The organism is Synechococcus sp. WH 8101 (assembly GCF_004209775.1).
Classification (GTDB): Bacteria; Cyanobacteriota; Cyanobacteriia; order PCC-6307; family Cyanobiaceae; genus Synechococcus_C.
Window position 1 is genome coordinate 2,524,614 of record NZ_CP035914.1, and the last position, 14,848, is coordinate 2,539,461.

Genomic DNA, 14,848 nt, shown 5'->3' on the forward strand with positions numbered 1-14,848 from the left:
GGCAACGATGACGCGCCCATCCGGGGAACGGGCACGGGAGCTGCGCACCCTGCTCAATCGCGCTGCCCACGCCTATTACGTGCTGGATTCTCCCGAGATGGAGGATCCGGTGTATGACCGGCTCTACCGGGAACTGGTGGAGCTCGAGCAGGCGGATCCCAGCCTGCTCAGCCCCGACAGCCCCACCCAGCGCGTCGGCGGGCCACCTGCCGCGGGCTTCCAGAGCGTGCGCCATCGCATCGGCCTGCTCAGCCTCGACAACGCGTTCAACATCGGCGAGCTGGAGGCCTGGTACGGCCGGCTGATCCGGGTGCTCGACCGCGAGCCTGGCGCCGGTGACCCCCTGCCGGCGCTGCCGATGGTGGGGGAACTGAAAATCGACGGCAATGCCCTGGCCCTGAGCTACGAGCAGGGCGTTCTGGTGCGGGCCGCCACCCGCGGCGACGGCGAGCAGGGCGAGGCCATCACTGCCAATGTGCGCACGATCGGCGCCGTGCCGTTGCGCCTGCAGCTCACACATCCACCGGACTGGCTGGAAGTGCGCGGCGAGGCCTTCATCCCCGATGGCACCTTCAGCGCAATCAACGCGGAACGGGAGGCCCGCGGCGAGGCCCTGTTCGCCAACCCGCGCAACGCCTGTGCCGGCACCCTGCGCCAGCTCGACCCGAAGGTGGTGGCAGCGCGTCGTCTCGATTTTTTCGCCTACACCCTGCACCTACCCGACGACTGGGAGGCGGAAGGCAGCGACCCGGCCCGCCCCAGCAGCCAATGGGAAAGCCTGCAGTGGCTGAGGCGGGCAGGTTTCAAGGTGAACCCCAACGCCGAACTGCTGCCGGATCTGGCAGCGGTAGAAGCCTTCTTCTCCGCCTGGGACACGGGCCGCCACGCCCTCGATTACGCCACCGACGGCGTGGTGGTGAAACTCAACGACCTACGCCTGCAGGATGCGGCCGGTTTCACCCAGAAGGCACCGCGCTGGGCGATCGCCCTCAAGTATCCGGCCGAGGAGGCCCCCAGCAAGCTGTTGCGTCTGACCTGCCAGGTGGGACGCACCGGGGTGGTGACGCCGGTGGCCGAGTTTGAAGCGGTGCCGCTGGCTGGCACGAGCGTCAGCCGCGCCACCCTGCACAACGCCGATCGCCTGGCGGAACTGGATCTGCACGCCGGTGACACGATCGTGGTGCGCAAGGCCGGCGAAATCATCCCCGAGGTGGTGCGGGTTCTCACAGAGCTGCGGCCAGCGGATGCAGGGCGACTCGAACTGCCCCACACCTGCCCGGAATGCGGCTCCGCACTGGTGCGTGAAGAGGGCGAAGCCGCCACCCGCTGCGTGAACAGCAGCTGCCCAGCGATCCTGCGCGGCGCCCTGCGCCACTGGGTGAGCAAAGCGGCCCTGGATGTGGATGGGCTCGGCAGCAAATTGATCGAGCAGCTGGTGGATCGGGGCCTGGTGGGCTCGATCGCCGATCTCTACCGGCTCGATGCCGCCCTGCTCTCCAGCCTGGAGCGCATGGGCCAGAAAAGCGCCGACAACCTCGTCGCCGCCCTGGCCGACTCCAAAGCGCAGCCCTGGCACCGGCAGCTCTATGGGCTCGGCATTCACCATGTGGGGGAGGTGAACGCCAAAGCTCTCGCTACCACCTTCCCCAGTGCCGCGGATCTGGCTACGGCCGCCGCTGATCACACCGACGCGATCACCGCCGTGTTCGGCATCGGCGCCGAGATCGCCCAGAGCCTGCAGCAGTGGTTCGCCACCCCCGCCAACCTGAACCTGCTATCTGAACTGGAACGCCTGGGCTTCAGCCTCGCCAGCAGTGAAGAGGAACTCCAGGCCGCCGCAGAACGCAGCACCGCCAGCGCCCAGCTCAACGGCCAGACCTTCGTGCTCACCGGCACCCTGCCCAGCCTGAGCCGCAGCCAGGCCAAGGAGCTGATCGAAGCCGCCGGCGGCAAGGTGAGCGGCTCAGTCAGCAAAAAAACCAGCTACGTGGTAGCCGGCGAGGAGGCCGGCAGCAAACTCAGCAAGGCCGAAAACCTTGGGGTTCCGGTGCTGGATGAGGCAGGGCTGCAGGCTTTGCTGGCTGCAAGCTGAAACTCAAGCCCTCAGCCCCTCGCGCCTCAGCGATAACCAGGGCGGTTCACCGGACCACCGGCATTCGGCCCCACTCCTGGGCCGGCAGCAGGACGCAATCCCGCTCCTGGCGCTCCGTAGCCCACACCAGGGGAAGGATTGACCACCGGTCCGCCCGGACGGGCGTCGACACCCACTGGCTCAACCTCCACACAACCTGGGGGATATCCGGGGCCGGTGCACACCACCGCAGCCTTGAGCGGACTGGCGGCCAACACACTCAGGCCGGCCAATGCACCGGCGAACAACCCATACCAACCCATCCAGACCTCAACATCACAGCAATCTCCATCCTGGCCGCGGCAGGAACAACGCACCATCCATAACCTGGCGGGATGGAACAACCCGCCATCCACCGCTGGATCAAAACCGAGTGTGGCCGAGCGAAGTACGCCGAACTGGCAGCCAGGCCGGGCCCCTTGGCACGCCTGCGCCTTGGCTGGTTTGTGCTGATCGCCGCGTTGCGCGACTGGCCTCTGAGCAATCACCCCGGCGGCTCCGAATCCTGAAGGGCCTGCCGAGCCGCTCGCCCCACCAGCCACACCACTGCCACTGTGGCCAGGATGCCGATGAGGCGCAGCGCCCAGGTGGCGGGATCGGCCTCGCCGCTGAGCACCTCGCCGAAACGGGCCACATCCCCGGCGAGCGCTCCCAACCCGCAGAACAGGATCGTGCCCGGCAAAATGCCGATGAGACCAAGCGTGTAATCGCGCAGGCTCACCTCACTGAGGCCATAGGCCAGGTTGAGCAGCGAGAAGGGGAAAGCGGGCGAGAGGCGGGTGAGCAGCACCAGCTTCAGGCCCTCACGGCTCACGGCCCGTTCCACCGCCTGCAGCTTCGGCAGGCCGGCGAGGCGGCGCTGCGCCCACGCCCGCAGCCAGGTGCGCCCCAGCAGAAACACCACCTGCGCTCCGAGGCAGGCGCCCACGAACACGATCAGGCTCCCCCACCAGGTGCCATACAGGGCACCCGCGAGCATCGACGCCCACACCCCCGGCAACAGCAGCGTCACCCAAAGGGCGTAGAGGGGCACGAACGCAACAGCACCGGCAGGAGACTGCAAGGCCGGCAGCAGCGCCTGAAAGCTCTCGACCAAGGAGGCGGCTTGCATACTCACTGGCTTTCCAAGCGGGGGAAACAAGCCACGGTGCGACAGGGAAACCCTCCCACGCTGCCAGGCCCGGAGCGATCCGTTGCCAGTGGCGTTGCTGACCGATAGGGTCACCCCTCAGTCGCAACCGTCTCATCACCGATCTACAGACCGCCGCGATCCACAACGTGGAGTTCCTGCAGACCACCTCAGGTCTGCTCACCGGCACGGCCCTGCTCGGCGGCCTGTGGTTGATGCTGCAGCTTCTCGGACGGCATGGCCGCAACCTCGGCAACAAACTCGCCCTGACCCTGCGCCGTCCAGTGCTGATCGGCCTGGGCATCACCCTCTACGCCACCTGGCTGACCCAGCTCATCAACCGCGAAGTCGCCTTGGTGAGTCAACAGATGCTCAACCGCTTTTCACTCACATTGCTGATCAGCACGATCAGCTGGGCGAGCCTGAACGCGGGCCATGCCTTCATCCGCTCGGGGCAAATGCGCCGCTGGCTGCAGATGAAAGACCCCAAGGATCAGGCCATGCTGATCAACTTAATGGGGAGGCTTTACACCATTCTAGTGCTGCTGTTCACCGCAGCGGCGCTGATGGTGAACTTCGGCATCCCCTCAGCTGCGATCGCCACCATGCTTGGCGGCGCTGGCATCGGCATCACCTTTGCCACCCAGCAGGTGAGTCAGAATTTCCTGTCTGGCTTCATGCTGTTCTTCAATCGCCCCTTCAAAGAAGGCGACTGGATCTGCGCCGATTCGTTTCAGGGAACGGTTGAGACAATCGGCTGGTATTACACCAGGGTGCAAACTTTTGACCGCAGACCTCTCTTCATCCCCAACTCGGTGTTTGCAACAACCCCGATCGAGAATCCGGGCCAGATGTACAACCGCAGAATCCTGGCCAATATCAGCCTGCGCTACGAAGACCTCGGCCGCATCGCCGGCATCACCACCGACGTGCGCCAGCTTCTGGAACAGCATCCCGACATCGATCAGAGGCAGACCATTCTGGTGAACTTCAACGAATGGGATGCCTCGTCGATCAACATGATGGTGTATTGCTTCACCAAAACAACGGTGTGGCGAGAATGGCTCGACATTCAACAGTCCATCTTCCTGGAGATCGCTGCCATCGTGCAACGCTCCGGCGCTGATTTTGCCTTCAACTGCACCACGCTGTATCCAGCGCCGGAATCGGATGGAGCCACACTGGCCAACCTGATCCCTCGCCGGAATCAGGCGGCCTGACGTCAGGGCCAATCCGGCTCAACTGAGATCCAGCAGCCGCTTGCGCGCCAGCTCGGCCTGAGCTTCAGCTTCGGCCAGATTGGCTTTGCATTCCGCCACCACCTCTGCCGGTGCCTTATCGGTGAAGTTGGGATTCGCCAGGCGGCCGCTCAGTCCCTTGATCTCCTTGTCGGCCTTGGCGATGTCCTTCTCGAGGCGTCCGCGCAGGGCGTCGAGGTCGACGAGGCCCTCGATCGGCAACAACACTTGAAGTTCACCGCTCACACCCGCCAGCGCCTTGGCCACCGGGGCCGCATCCGCCTGCTCCGGCGTCATCACATCAACGCTCTCAGCGCGCGTGAGCGCAGTGATATCGGCCGTGGTCTCTCCCAGCACCGCCGCCAGATCACCGCGCCCCGTGATGAAGCGAACCGGAACGGATTGGGATGGCTTCAACCCCGCCACGGCCCGAAGGTTGCGCACCACCCGAATCGCCGCGATCAGCTCGGAGAACGCTGCTTCGAGCGCGTCATCCAATGCCACTGCATCCAGCACCGGCCAGGGCTGCAAGGCCAGGAAGGTGGTCTCCCCGGCCCCTGTGACGCTGTGCCAGAGCTCCTCGGTGAGATGGGGCATCAAGGGGTGCAGCATCAGGTGCATCTCACTGATCACCTTGGCGAGAACCTGTCGGGCGGTGCGCTGATCGGCCAACACCTCAGGAGAAGGCGCCTCGCCTGGATTGAGCCGACGCTTGCTCAACTCCAGATACCAATCGCACACATCATTCCAGGCGAATTCATACAACCCCTTGGCCGCTTCACCGAGGCCATAGCTGCCATAACGCTCTGCCGTTTCACGGTTCACCCGGGCCAGGCGCGAGAGAATCCAGCGATCCGCCAGCTGCAGGGCCGCAGGCTCAGGCTCGCCAAGGCTTGCGGGGGTCTCGCCGCCCAGATTCATCAACGCAAACCGGGTCGCATTCCAGAGCTTGTTGGCAAAGTTGCGCGCTGCCTCCACGGTGGCGGAAGTGTCGGTCTTGCGGTCGTAATCCAGGCGAATGTCCTGACCGGCGCCGGCCACCTCCCGCACGAGAGCAAAGCGGAGAGCATCCGTGCCATAGCGACCGATCAGCAGCAGGGGATCGATGCCATTGCCCGCTGATTTACTCATCTTGCGGTTCTGCTCATCCCGCACCAGGCCGTGGATGTAGACGTCCTTGAAGGGCATCTCGCCGGTAAAGGCGCCGGCCATCATCGTCATCCGGGCCACCCAGAAGAAAATGATGTCGAAGCCGGTCACCAGGGTGCTGGTGGGATACCAGCGCTGCAGATCAGCGCTGGCTGTATCGGGCCACCCCAGGGTGGAGAAAGGCCACAGCCCGCTGGAGAACCAGGTGTCGAGCACGTCCTCGTCTTGCTCAATCACGGCATCGGCACCGAAGCGCGCCTGGGCCTTCTCGAGGGCCTCGGCGTCATTGCGCGCCACCACATAAGGCGTGGTGTCGGTGTATTTGCCGCCGGTCTCGCTGATCACAAACCAGGCGGGGATGCGATGGCCCCACCAAAGCTGGCGGCTGATGCACCAATCACGGATGTCGGTGAGCCAGTCGCGATACACCTTCTCCCAACGCTCGGGGATGAAACGGGGATCCTGTTGCGCCAGGGCCTGCCGGCAGCGGGCAGCCAGGGGCTCGGTCTTCACGAACCACTGGGTGGAGAGCAGAGGCTCCACCGGCACTTTGCCCCGGTCGGAGTAGGGAACGCTGTGCCGGTGTTCCTCCACCTTCACGAGCAATCCCTCGGCCTCCAGCGCCGCCACCACTGCCTTGCGTGCCTCAAAGCGATCGAGTCCCTCGAAACGTCCGGCATGGGCATTCATGCTGCCGTTCTTGCGCATCACCGTGATCTGGGGCAGACCATGGCGCTGACCGATCGCAAAGTCATTGGGGTCGTGGGCGGGCGTCACCTTGACGCAGCCGGTTCCAAACCCCTTCTCCACATGCTCATCAGCGATCACGGGGATCTCCCGCCCCACCAGCGGCAGGGTCAGGGTCTCACCGACCAGATGGACATAACGCTCGTCGGTGGGGTTCACGGCCACCGCCACATCACCGAGCATCGTTTCCGGCCGCGTGGTGGCCACCTCCAGATAGCCCTCACCGCTGCTGAGGGGATAGCGAAAATGCCAGAGGTGGCCATCCACCTCCTTCATCTCCACCTCCAGGTCACTCACCGCTGAAGCGGAGGCGGGGCACCAGTTCACCAGGTATTCGCCGCGGTAGATCAGGCCCTGCTCATGCAGGCGCACGAAGGCTTCCTTCACGGCCTCGCTCAGCCCCTCATCGAGGGTGAAGCGCTGCCGCTGCCAATCCACCGAATAGCCGAGACGACGCAGCTGATCGACGATGCGGCCGCCGCTTTCGGCCTTCCATTGCCAGGCCCGCTCCAGGAACGCTTCGCGGCCGAGGTCGTGGCGAGTCTTGCCCTCCTCCTTGAGCTGCTTCTCCAGGATCGTCTGCACCGCGATCGAGGCGTGATCGGTACCGGGCAGACACAACACGTTGCGGCCCTGGAGGCGCTGGAAGCGCACGATCGTGTCGATCAGGGCTGTGTTGAAGGCATGGCCCATGTGCAGGCTGCCGGTCACGTTCGGCGGCGGAATCACCACCGAGAAGGGATCCTCCGGCGCAGCCGGATCCGGGTGAAACGCCCCGTGGGTCTCCCAGGCCTGCTGCCAACGGGCTTCCGTACCCACCGGGTCATAGGTCTTGGCCAAGTCAGACACGAAAGCCCTCCACACAGCGGCGCCATGCTCGCAAAACGCCGAAAAGCAGCGAGAATCCGCAGGATTGGATCTTCACGTGTCCAGCTGTCGCCGCCTTGCCGCCATCACCGGATTCGCTCTGGCGTTAACGGGCTGCAGCCAGATCAACAGCAACCTGCCGATCAACCTCTATCTGGCTATCGGCCTCGAAGACTCCTCGGTGATCAGCGAAAAAAGCCACCGCTTTTTCAGGGATCGCGTCTCACTTGTGGTGAACGAATTCAGGAAGATCAACCCCAACATTCACGTGCAGGTGGCTCTCTATCCAGAAAGCTCGCTGCTGGACCGGATCCAAAAACGCAATCAGGCTGATCTTGGTCCAGACCTGATCCTCACCGATGCCTTCATCTCAAGGGAGCTTTTTGAGCGTCACCTGACCGTGGCGATCCCCGATGCAAAGGCGCTTCAGAAAAACATCTTCCCCAGCCTGCTGCAGCGGGTCACAACACCAAAACAAAACATTGCCGGACAACCATTTGTTGTCTACATGCAAATCGCATGCTTCAACCGCCGCAAGATTCCTCGCCCCCCTGAAACAACCCAGGAGCTTCTCGAAATCAGCGCCGCCGGCAAAAACTTCGGACTGTCTTACGACGCAGCACAAATCTTTTGGTCGGCCGGCAGTCTCGGCGCCTTGCATTCCCTGAATCAGATCAGCAGCAAGAAGCTCATCAAGACAGACGATCGACGCGCCATCACCACTTGGCTGGCATGGCTTCAGCAAGCCGCAGCACAACAGCGCGTCGCCTTCTTCGCTCATCAAAATGAGCTCAAAACAGGTCTCTTGAAAGGAGAACTGGACTGGATCACATGCGGCAGCTCCAATCTTGCCGAGCTACGCGCCAGCCTCGGCCAAGACCTCGGCGTGTCGTCACTGCCACGCGGCCCTCGCCATGCGGCAAGCCCATTCAACCGCTTACGAGTGATCAGCCTGGGAGAAAACTCAAGCGACCGCCAGCGAGAGGCAGCCATCAAACTCTTGAATTACATGCTTCAACCACAAATACAGCGCAACTTCACCCTTCAAACCCTGTCATTTCTACCCACGAACAAACACGTCAAGATACCCATCAAGAGCTCCTCAACGCTGCGAGCTATGGTGACATCAAGGCAACAATCAGATGCCTCGTCAACCTTTCTCAACCATTTCAATCTGAACCAAAGCCTGAGGGATGGCATGACCGACATCCTGACCCCCCTGATCTTCGGCCTCAAAACGCCAGAAGAAAGCACGGATGAGCTGATTACATTTCTAAGGCAATCAAAATCATGAATGAGCTGTTTCAGGAAGTGCTCGGCTGGCTGGGCTACCTCGAGAGACCAGAGGTCAGCGCCCAGATCATTCTGATCATCATCATCGCCATCGGCAGCCATTCTCTTCACAGACCAGCTCTGACCCGAAGGCTGCCGCGTCTACTCAGGGCCTTCATCGGACCAGCCGTCGCTGGCCTTGTGGTGCTGATTCTTCAACAACACCAGCACGCCAACGGCCTGATGTGGTTTCTCTCAGCGGCCTGGCTCGGCTGGGCACTCCTGCTCCTGCTGGAAAGAGGCCTGCTTCGGGTGCTGCCGGCCCAACGAGTGCATGAACTGCTAAGCCGTCTTTTGAGACCACTCTATTTGCTCCTCATCGTTCTGCTGTTGATCAACCGACTGGATAGTCTTCAGGATCTGGCTGTCATTGGCGTGGGCCAGTTCTTTGGCGCTGAGTTGACCCTTGGCAAACTCTTTGGCTCCTTGCTGATCAGCTATTTGCTGCTCATCGGTAGCGGCCCACCGGCAGCTGGTTTCGCCTGGGTGATGCAGAAACTGATCGGTTACAGCGACGGCAGCCGCAAGGCGCTGGAGCTGATCATTCGTTATGTCGTCGTGGGAATCGGCATTACCGCAGTTGGCATGCAAATTGGCCTCAATGCCACCGCCTTGGTGGCCATCGCCGGTGGCTTATCGGTGGGCCTGGGCTTTGGCGTCAAAGAAGTATTTTCCAACTTCATCAGCGGGATCTGGCTGTTGTTTGAAGGCTCGGTGCGACCCGGGGAAGTGTTGATGGTGGATGGGGATCCTTGTGAAGTGCGCCGACTCGGCCTGCGCGCCACCCTGCTCTGGCGCGACCGAGACAACGCCGAACTACTGATCCCCAATCAGATGTTCTTCACCGATCAGGCCACCACTTATACCGCCAGTGATCGGATGCGCCGGAGCGAAATCCGCATTGGCGTTGCCTATCGCCATGATCCACGCACGGTGCTAGCTCTACTGGAACAGACTGCGCTCAGCGTTCCGCGCGTGCTGAATCAACCAGCACCTCGTGCGCTTCAGGTGGCTTATGACGATTACGCCATCACCTATTCCCTGCGCTACTGGATCGCCAATCCGATGGACAACATCGGCATCATCAGCGAAGTGAATCAAGCGATCTGGATCGCCTTCAAACACGAAGGCATTGAAATCCCATTGCCACAACGCGTGAACACCATTCGTGACTGGCCCACGCTCACGCACGAGCCAGACGCTGAAGATAGCGATCTCTCGAGCCCGCATTGATCCAGCCGGTGGCAATCGTTTTGCTCTGCTCCTGAGTCACCCGACCACGGTGAATGTGACTCGGACCGGCAGGAAAAATCACGATCTTGCCCCGTTCCGCGTCTTCATGGTGCTGCTGCCAGTGGAATTCCGTGCCCGCCTCAGGCACGCTGTTGCAGTAGAGAATCCAGGCGAGCACCCGATGCACCGGCTCGGTGGCCTCATCACCAATCGTCCAGTCGCAGTGCCACTGCCGGAACCCTTCACCAGGCGCATATCGCTGCAGATTGAAAATCGGCAGCACAAACAACTCCTGATCGGGGCAAACCTGGCGGAACAACGGTCGCTCCTGCAAATAGCGATCCAGGGCGGCGCTGACGCCACGAACGATCACCTCAGCTAAAGCGAAGGCTTCAGGATCGCTGCGATCGATCGCCACCAGGCTGATATCGGTGCTCACCTTGGCGGGTTCGGAGGCATCCGCCGGCCCAAACGCCACTCCAGGACGCTGCAGATCAGGGCGACGATCAAAGAACGCCATCACCCCATCGGCGACAGCGCCGTAACCGGCATTGCTGTAGCGGGCGATCAGGTCCATGGAATCGCCACCACCGCATCCAGCCGCTGCCAACGCTCCCGATCCGGCGTGACCTGATCCAACAGTCCGATCCGCTCCAAAGCCACCACCAAACGCTCCTGCTCCAGAACCGAGGAATCCTGAGGTGCCAACGACAAGATCAGCACCTGCTGCTCCGCTGGATCCGCGAGCACCTGCAGCTCCAGATCGGTGAGGTCACGTTCGAAGAACACCCGCCGCAACCGACCGGTGAGCCGCGGCCCAAGGGCCGCCGCAAAGTCTTCCAGGGCATCCCGCTCTCCCGACAGCCCGCAGTTCAGGGCCAGCCAGATCAGCAACTTGGCCCAGCTATCTGCGGTCCAGAGAGGCTCAAAGCTGTCCCGATTCCGGCGGATCAGCTCCAAAAGGGCGAAATCCACCAATGTGGCCTGCAGCTGAGCCTCTGTGGGCCGGGACTCGCCGGGCTGCTGTTGGCTGGAGCGCTGCGTCATGCCTGCCATCCTCCCCTCCAGAGGTCAGACTGTCGTCAAGATGACCGCCAAGGCCATGACCCTGGATCTCAACGATCCCGAACTCGAGTTCTCCGACCTTGTTTACGCCTACCAAAGCTGGGTGATGGCGGTGATCAATGACGAAAAGCTGGACAGCGAGGACCAGCTGCTCACTGAAGAGATCACCGAGGATGCACTCAATGCGATGCGCTTCCTTCCCGGTGAAGTGACCAGCGCGATCGAAACCAGCCTCGCCCGCGTCTACGACGTGGATGCCGATGAGCTGGCCAGCCTGCTGTTCCCGGAAGACTGAATCCCTGCATGGGCTGGTCCGCAGCCGACATCCCCGATCAACGGGGTCGCCTCGTCTTGGTGACCGGAGCCAACAGCGGCCTCGGCCTGGAAACCACCCGGGCCCTGCACGCCCACGGCGCCACCGTGCTGATGGCCTGCCGCAACCGCGAGCGGGGGGAAACGGCACGCCGGATCCTGACCGACCAAAGCGTCTCGATGGAAGGTGGCATCGAGCTGCTGGATCTCGATCTGGCCGATCTGGAGAGTGTGGATCGCTGCGCACAAACGATTCGCCAGCGCTTTGGCCGCCTTGATCTGCTGATCAACAACGCCGGAGTGATGGCTCCGCCCCGGCAGTGCAGCCGGCAGGGTCACGAGCTGCAGTTCGCCACCAACCATCTCGGCCACATGGCGCTCACCAGAGCGCTGCTGCCACTGATGGAGGGACAGCCGGATGCACGGGTGGTCACCGTCACCTCAGGAGCCCAGTATTTCGGCCGGATCGCCTGGGAGGATCCCAATGGCGAGCAGCGTTACGACCGCTGGCAGGCCTACGGCCAGAGCAAACTGGCCAATGTGATGTTCGCACTTGAACTCGACCGGCAACTCCGTGATCGAGGCAGCAGCATCCGCTCCCTGGCGGCCCATCCCGGCTTGGCGCGCACCAACCTGCAACCAGCGTCGGTTTCGGCGAATGGCTCCCGGCTGGAAGCCCAGGCCTATCGCCTGATGGATCCCCTGTTCCAGACTGCCGCCATGGGAGCTCTCCCCCAGCTTCATGCCGCCACTGCCGGATCAGCCCAAAGCGGGCAGCACTACGGCCCAAGCCGCCTGGGGGGGTTGCGGGGCTACCCCAAACGCCAACGTGTGGCTCCCGCCGCCGAGGACCCCCAGCAACGAGAGCGGTTGTGGGACCTCAGCCTCAAGCTGATCGAAGCCGGCCCGGCACTCCGCTAGACCACCTCCGGAGCGACACCACCGATGGCTATCCGTCCCACCTCAGCCAATGCGCGACAACAGCGGCTGCTGGACGAACTCGAGCACTGCGGCGATGAGATGAGCGGCCAACAGCTGCATCGCGTGCTGCAGGACGGCAACCAACCGATGGGACTGGCCACGGTGTATCGCCACCTGCGCCTGCTGCAGCAACAGGGACTGGTGCGCTGTCGCCACCTGCCCAATGGCGAAGCGATGTATGCCCCACTCGGCCGCGATCGCCATCACCTCACCTGCGTCAGCTGCGGCCAGACCCGCGTCTTACCGCAATGCCCGATTCACGATCTGACGGTGCCGAAGGAGCAGCGGCAGGATTTCGCGCTGCTCTTCCACACCCTCGAGTTCTTCGGACTCTGTTCGCACTGCCAGAGCCAGCAGGAGACCGCTGGATGAAGGGCATGGGCGATGCCGGGATCGAACCAGCGACAATCTGCTTGTAAGGCAGGTGCTCTACCGCTGAGCTAATCGCCCTTGCTGCCGATTGTGCCTGAGGGCGGCACGCTGGGTCCAACGCTTTCCCCTCTGATGGCCTCCGGCAGGGACCATGACCGTGCCACGACGATCGCAAGCCTGCCGCTGGCACTCCTGCTGATGCCGATCTTCGGAAACGGAGCGGCTGCGCTGGGCGGCCTGACATTTCTGATCGGCGGCCTCTGGCTCTCTCCCGACCTCGACACCCACTCCCGCGCCTTCCAGCGCTGGGGACCGCTGCGCCCGCTCTGGTGGCCCTACCAACGGCTGTTGCGCCATCGCTCCCTGATCTCCCATTCCCCGGTGCTCGGTAGCGCCGGTCGGCTGCTGTATCTGGCCGGCCTGATCGCCGGGCTGGCCTGGCTGCTCCAACCCTGGGGGACCCCCAGCCCCGGGGAGCTGGGATCGGCACTGAGCAGGCTGTGGCAAGACCAGCGCGCCACGAGCCTGGCCATGCTGTGTGGGTTGGAAGCCAGCGCCTGGCTGCATTTGATCCAGGACGGCGACCCGATGCCACACCTGCCTCGCTTACTGCGCCGCCAACGCCGCAAGTACCACCACCGAACGAGGCCACGACGCTGAGCGGTGCGAGGGTGGCGCCACCGCCTGAATGCCAGCCCATGGCCGCCGATCCCGCCACCAGCACAGCCCTAAACGAGCTGATCGCCGTGGTGGCCCAGCTGCGCAACCCAGAAGGGGGCTGCCCCTGGGATCTGGAACAGACCCATGCCTCCCTGGTGCCCTATGTGCTGGAGGAAGCCCATGAAGTGGCCGATGCGATCCGTCACGGCGATGACGCCCACCTCAAAGAAGAGCTCGGTGATCTACTGCTGCAGGTGGTGCTCCATGCCCAGATCGCCCAGGAGGAGGGCCGATTCGGTCTGGCTCAGATCGCCTCAGGCATTAGCGAGAAGCTGATTCGCCGCCACCCCCATGTGTTTGCCGGTGCCGAAGCGGCCGACAGCGATGCCGTGAAGGCCAACTGGGAGGCAATCAAGGCAGCAGAGAAGGCAACGGAACCTTCATCCAGCCCACTCAGCGATCGCCTCGCGGGCAAGGTGCGCGGCCAACCCGCTCTGGCGGGGGCCATGACGATCTCCAAAAAGGCGGCCGCCGCCGGCTTTGAGTGGGACGCCATGGCCGGCGTGTGGGACAAAGTGCACGAAGAACTCGATGAGCTCAAGGAGGCGGTGGCCAACGGCAACCAAGCCCACGCCCAGGAGGAACTCGGCGATGTGCTGTTCACCCTGGTGAATGTGGCCCGCTGGTGCGGCATCGACCCGGAAGCCGGCCTGGCCGGCACCAACCGCCGCTTCCTCGATCGCTTCTCTCGCGTGGAGGCCGCCCTCGACGGCGACCTGCAGGGCCGCAGAATCCAGGAACTGGAAGGCCTGTGGCAGCAGGCGAAGGCCGAGATCCGGGCCGAAGAGGCCTCCTTAGCAGCCGACTGATCCGGCAAGTTCCTGATCAAGAAAACTGATCACCTCACCCCAAGCCTGATCAGCCAACTGAGGATCCCAACGGTCACCGTCATCGCGCAGAAATGTGTGATTGGCTTCATACAGAAGTGTCCGATGACAGAGATCGGGCAAGGCCTCGAGAGTCGAAAGAATTCCAGCCCGCGCGTCTGCCGGTACGTGGGGATCCAAGCTGCCAAAAATGGTGAGCAAGGCACCTTTGATCTCCCCTGCCCTCTGGATGCTGTCGGCGGGAGTCAAGCCCAACGTCCCGTCCTGCAAACCAGTGGGATATACACAGACGCACGCTCGCACATCGGCTCTAAAAGCAGCCCGGAAGGCCAGGTGACCACCAATGCAAAAGCCGAGAGCCCCAAGCCGTCGAGCATCCACCAATGGTTGAGCACCAAGCCAAGCCAGTGTGGCCACGGTATCGGCGTCATAGGCAGCAATCGGAGTGTTGCGAGCATTGTGATTTCCCCGCAACCGGCCGAGCGCATCGGGCTCGATCGTCGTTCCGATCGGTTCTCGACGATGGAAGATCTCTGGTGCTGCCACCACATAGCCATAACCAGCCAATCGATCCACCAGGCGGGTCATGGGGGCACCGAGCTGATAGATATCGGAGAAAAAAACAATCCCTGGCCAGCAACCCGACGTCACAGGCTGTGCCACATAAAGGCGCATCAGGCTGCCTTCAACCGTGAGCCCGACCGAATCACGAGAAATGCGCATGGGAGAAACCGCCCGATCGAAT

16 protein-coding genes and 1 tRNA gene are annotated in these 14,848 nt (G+C 62.9%); 10 read left to right on the forward strand and 7 right to left on the reverse strand.

The features are described from left to right. Positions 1-7 precede the first annotated feature (7 nt). The gene (ligA, locus tag SynWH8101_RS13415; protein WP_130130183.1) at positions 8-2,092 is read left to right on the forward strand and encodes an NAD-dependent DNA ligase LigA; all 2,085 of its coding nucleotides are present in this window, start codon (positions 8-10) and stop codon (positions 2,090-2,092) included. 26 nt (positions 2,093-2,118) lie between these two features. Here ligA and SynWH8101_RS13420 read toward each other — a convergent pair whose 3' ends face one another. Continuing rightward, positions 2,119-2,451 carry a hypothetical protein gene (locus SynWH8101_RS13420; RefSeq protein ID WP_217350136.1) on the reverse strand — a complete coding sequence of 111 codons (333 nt, stop codon included), beginning with the start codon at positions 2,449-2,451 and terminating at the stop codon, positions 2,119-2,121. Positions 2,452-2,466: 15 nt separating this feature from the next. Between SynWH8101_RS13420 and SynWH8101_RS14230 the strand changes: the two genes are divergently transcribed. Continuing rightward, positions 2,467-2,640 carry a hypothetical protein gene (locus SynWH8101_RS14230; RefSeq protein ID WP_165380999.1) on the forward strand — a complete coding sequence of 58 codons (174 nt, stop codon included), beginning with the start codon at positions 2,467-2,469 and terminating at the stop codon, positions 2,638-2,640. Here the strand turns inward: SynWH8101_RS14230 and SynWH8101_RS13425 are convergent. After that, a complete protein-coding gene (locus tag SynWH8101_RS13425) occupies positions 2,616-3,242 on the reverse strand; it encodes a TVP38/TMEM64 family protein (RefSeq protein ID WP_130130184.1) in 627 nt (208 codons plus the stop codon). The two genes, SynWH8101_RS14230 and SynWH8101_RS13425, sit on opposite strands and share 25 nt — an antisense overlap. A gap of 167 nt (positions 3,243-3,409) precedes the next feature. On the opposite strand from SynWH8101_RS13425, the gene SynWH8101_RS13430 reads away from it, so the two are divergent. Next, positions 3,410-4,480 carry a mechanosensitive ion channel family protein gene (locus SynWH8101_RS13430; RefSeq protein WP_130130185.1) on the forward strand — a complete coding sequence of 357 codons (1,071 nt, stop codon included), beginning with the start codon at positions 3,410-3,412 and terminating at the stop codon, positions 4,478-4,480. An 18-nt stretch (positions 4,481-4,498) separates the two neighbouring features. Here SynWH8101_RS13430 and SynWH8101_RS13435 read toward each other — a convergent pair whose 3' ends face one another. Then, the gene (locus SynWH8101_RS13435; protein WP_130130186.1) at positions 4,499-7,243 is read right to left on the reverse strand and encodes a valine--tRNA ligase; all 2,745 of its coding nucleotides are present in this window, start codon (positions 7,241-7,243) and stop codon (positions 4,499-4,501) included. Between SynWH8101_RS13435 and SynWH8101_RS13440 the strand changes: the two genes are divergently transcribed. Together SynWH8101_RS13440 and SynWH8101_RS13445 are read left to right on the forward strand one after the other, a co-directional pair. Then, positions 7,227-8,555, forward strand: a complete 1,329-nt coding sequence (locus SynWH8101_RS13440; protein ID WP_130130187.1) for an extracellular solute-binding protein — start codon at positions 7,227-7,229, stop codon at positions 8,553-8,555. The genes SynWH8101_RS13435 and SynWH8101_RS13440 overlap by 17 nt on opposite strands. After that, a complete protein-coding gene (locus tag SynWH8101_RS13445) occupies positions 8,552-9,826 on the forward strand; it encodes a mechanosensitive ion channel family protein (protein ID WP_130130188.1) in 1,275 nt (424 codons plus the stop codon). The genes SynWH8101_RS13440 and SynWH8101_RS13445 overlap by 4 nt, the downstream gene beginning before the upstream one ends. On the opposite strand, the gene SynWH8101_RS13450 is transcribed toward SynWH8101_RS13445, so the two are convergent. Both SynWH8101_RS13450 and SynWH8101_RS13455 read right to left on the reverse strand, forming a co-directional pair. Next, complete coding sequence (locus SynWH8101_RS13450; RefSeq protein ID WP_130130548.1) at positions 9,777-10,403, reverse strand: 2OG-Fe(II) oxygenase; 627 nt, start codon at positions 10,401-10,403, stop codon at positions 9,777-9,779. The two genes, SynWH8101_RS13445 and SynWH8101_RS13450, sit on opposite strands and share 50 nt — an antisense overlap. Further along, on the reverse strand, positions 10,394-10,873 hold the full coding sequence (locus tag SynWH8101_RS13455) for a protein phosphatase (RefSeq protein WP_130130189.1): 480 nt from the start codon (positions 10,871-10,873) through the stop codon (positions 10,394-10,396). Before SynWH8101_RS13455 ends, SynWH8101_RS13450 begins: the two co-directional genes overlap by 10 nt. Before the next feature lie 55 nt (positions 10,874-10,928). Here SynWH8101_RS13455 and SynWH8101_RS13460 point away from each other — a divergent pair, with 55 nt between their 5' ends. The 3 genes from SynWH8101_RS13460 to SynWH8101_RS13470 are packed head-to-tail and all read left to right on the forward strand — an operon-like array spanning position 10,929 to position 12,556. Further along, positions 10,929-11,186, forward strand: coding sequence for a hypothetical protein (locus SynWH8101_RS13460; RefSeq protein ID WP_130130549.1), 258 nt, complete (start codon positions 10,929-10,931; stop codon positions 11,184-11,186). Between the two features lie 8 nt (positions 11,187-11,194). After that, complete coding sequence (locus tag SynWH8101_RS13465; protein WP_130130190.1) at positions 11,195-12,124, forward strand: oxidoreductase; 930 nt, start codon at positions 11,195-11,197, stop codon at positions 12,122-12,124. A 24-nt stretch (positions 12,125-12,148) separates the two neighbouring features. Further along, a complete protein-coding gene (locus SynWH8101_RS13470; RefSeq protein ID WP_130130191.1) occupies positions 12,149-12,556 on the forward strand; it encodes a transcriptional repressor in 408 nt (135 codons plus the stop codon). A gap of 6 nt (positions 12,557-12,562) precedes the next feature. Here the strand turns inward: SynWH8101_RS13470 and SynWH8101_RS13475 are convergent. Continuing rightward, a tRNA-Val gene (locus SynWH8101_RS13475) sits at positions 12,563-12,634 on the reverse strand. 54 nt (positions 12,635-12,688) lie between these two features. Between SynWH8101_RS13475 and SynWH8101_RS13480 the strand changes: the two genes are divergently transcribed. Together SynWH8101_RS13480 and mazG are read left to right on the forward strand one after the other, a co-directional pair. After that, positions 12,689-13,216, forward strand: a complete 528-nt coding sequence (locus tag SynWH8101_RS13480; protein WP_130130192.1) for a metal-binding protein — start codon at positions 12,689-12,691, stop codon at positions 13,214-13,216. Between the two features lie 38 nt (positions 13,217-13,254). Then, a complete protein-coding gene (mazG, locus tag SynWH8101_RS13485) occupies positions 13,255-14,085 on the forward strand; it encodes a nucleoside triphosphate pyrophosphohydrolase (RefSeq protein WP_130130193.1) in 831 nt (276 codons plus the stop codon). Here mazG and SynWH8101_RS13490 read toward each other — a convergent pair. Next, positions 14,071-14,826, reverse strand: a complete 756-nt coding sequence (locus SynWH8101_RS13490; RefSeq protein ID WP_130130194.1) for a dienelactone hydrolase family protein — start codon at positions 14,824-14,826, stop codon at positions 14,071-14,073. The genes mazG and SynWH8101_RS13490 overlap by 15 nt on opposite strands. Positions 14,827-14,848: the final 22 nt, after the last annotated feature.

What these genes read in the sequence shown, in the direction of transcription:
- ligA (WP_130130183.1), top strand. Translation starts at nt 8, where the DNA reads ATGACGCGCCCATCCGGGGAACGGGCACGGGAGCTGCGCACCCTGCTC.
- SynWH8101_RS13450 (WP_130130548.1), bottom strand. Translation starts at nt 10,403, where the DNA reads ATGGACCTGATCGCCCGCTACAGCAATGCCGGTTACGGCGCTGTCGCC.
- SynWH8101_RS13425 (WP_130130184.1), bottom strand. Translation starts at nt 3,242, where the DNA reads ATGCAAGCCGCCTCCTTGGTCGAGAGCTTTCAGGCGCTGCTGCCGGCC.
- SynWH8101_RS13455 (WP_130130189.1), bottom strand. Translation starts at nt 10,873, where the DNA reads ATGACGCAGCGCTCCAGCCAACAGCAGCCCGGCGAGTCCCGGCCCACA.
- SynWH8101_RS13470 (WP_130130191.1), top strand. Translation starts at nt 12,149, where the DNA reads ATGGCTATCCGTCCCACCTCAGCCAATGCGCGACAACAGCGGCTGCTG.
- SynWH8101_RS14230 (WP_165380999.1), top strand. Translation starts at nt 2,467, where the DNA reads ATGGAACAACCCGCCATCCACCGCTGGATCAAAACCGAGTGTGGCCGA.
- SynWH8101_RS13445 (WP_130130188.1), top strand. Translation starts at nt 8,552, where the DNA reads ATGAATGAGCTGTTTCAGGAAGTGCTCGGCTGGCTGGGCTACCTCGAG.
- SynWH8101_RS13480 (WP_130130192.1), top strand. Translation starts at nt 12,689, where the DNA reads ATGGCCTCCGGCAGGGACCATGACCGTGCCACGACGATCGCAAGCCTG.
- SynWH8101_RS13420 (WP_217350136.1), bottom strand. Translation starts at nt 2,451, where the DNA reads ATGGTGCGTTGTTCCTGCCGCGGCCAGGATGGAGATTGCTGTGATGTT.
- SynWH8101_RS13465 (WP_130130190.1), top strand. Translation starts at nt 11,195, where the DNA reads ATGGGCTGGTCCGCAGCCGACATCCCCGATCAACGGGGTCGCCTCGTC.
- SynWH8101_RS13460 (WP_130130549.1), top strand. Translation starts at nt 10,929, where the DNA reads ATGACCCTGGATCTCAACGATCCCGAACTCGAGTTCTCCGACCTTGTT.
- mazG (WP_130130193.1), top strand. Translation starts at nt 13,255, where the DNA reads ATGGCCGCCGATCCCGCCACCAGCACAGCCCTAAACGAGCTGATCGCC.
- SynWH8101_RS13490 (WP_130130194.1), bottom strand. Translation starts at nt 14,826, where the DNA reads ATGCGCATTTCTCGTGATTCGGTCGGGCTCACGGTTGAAGGCAGCCTG.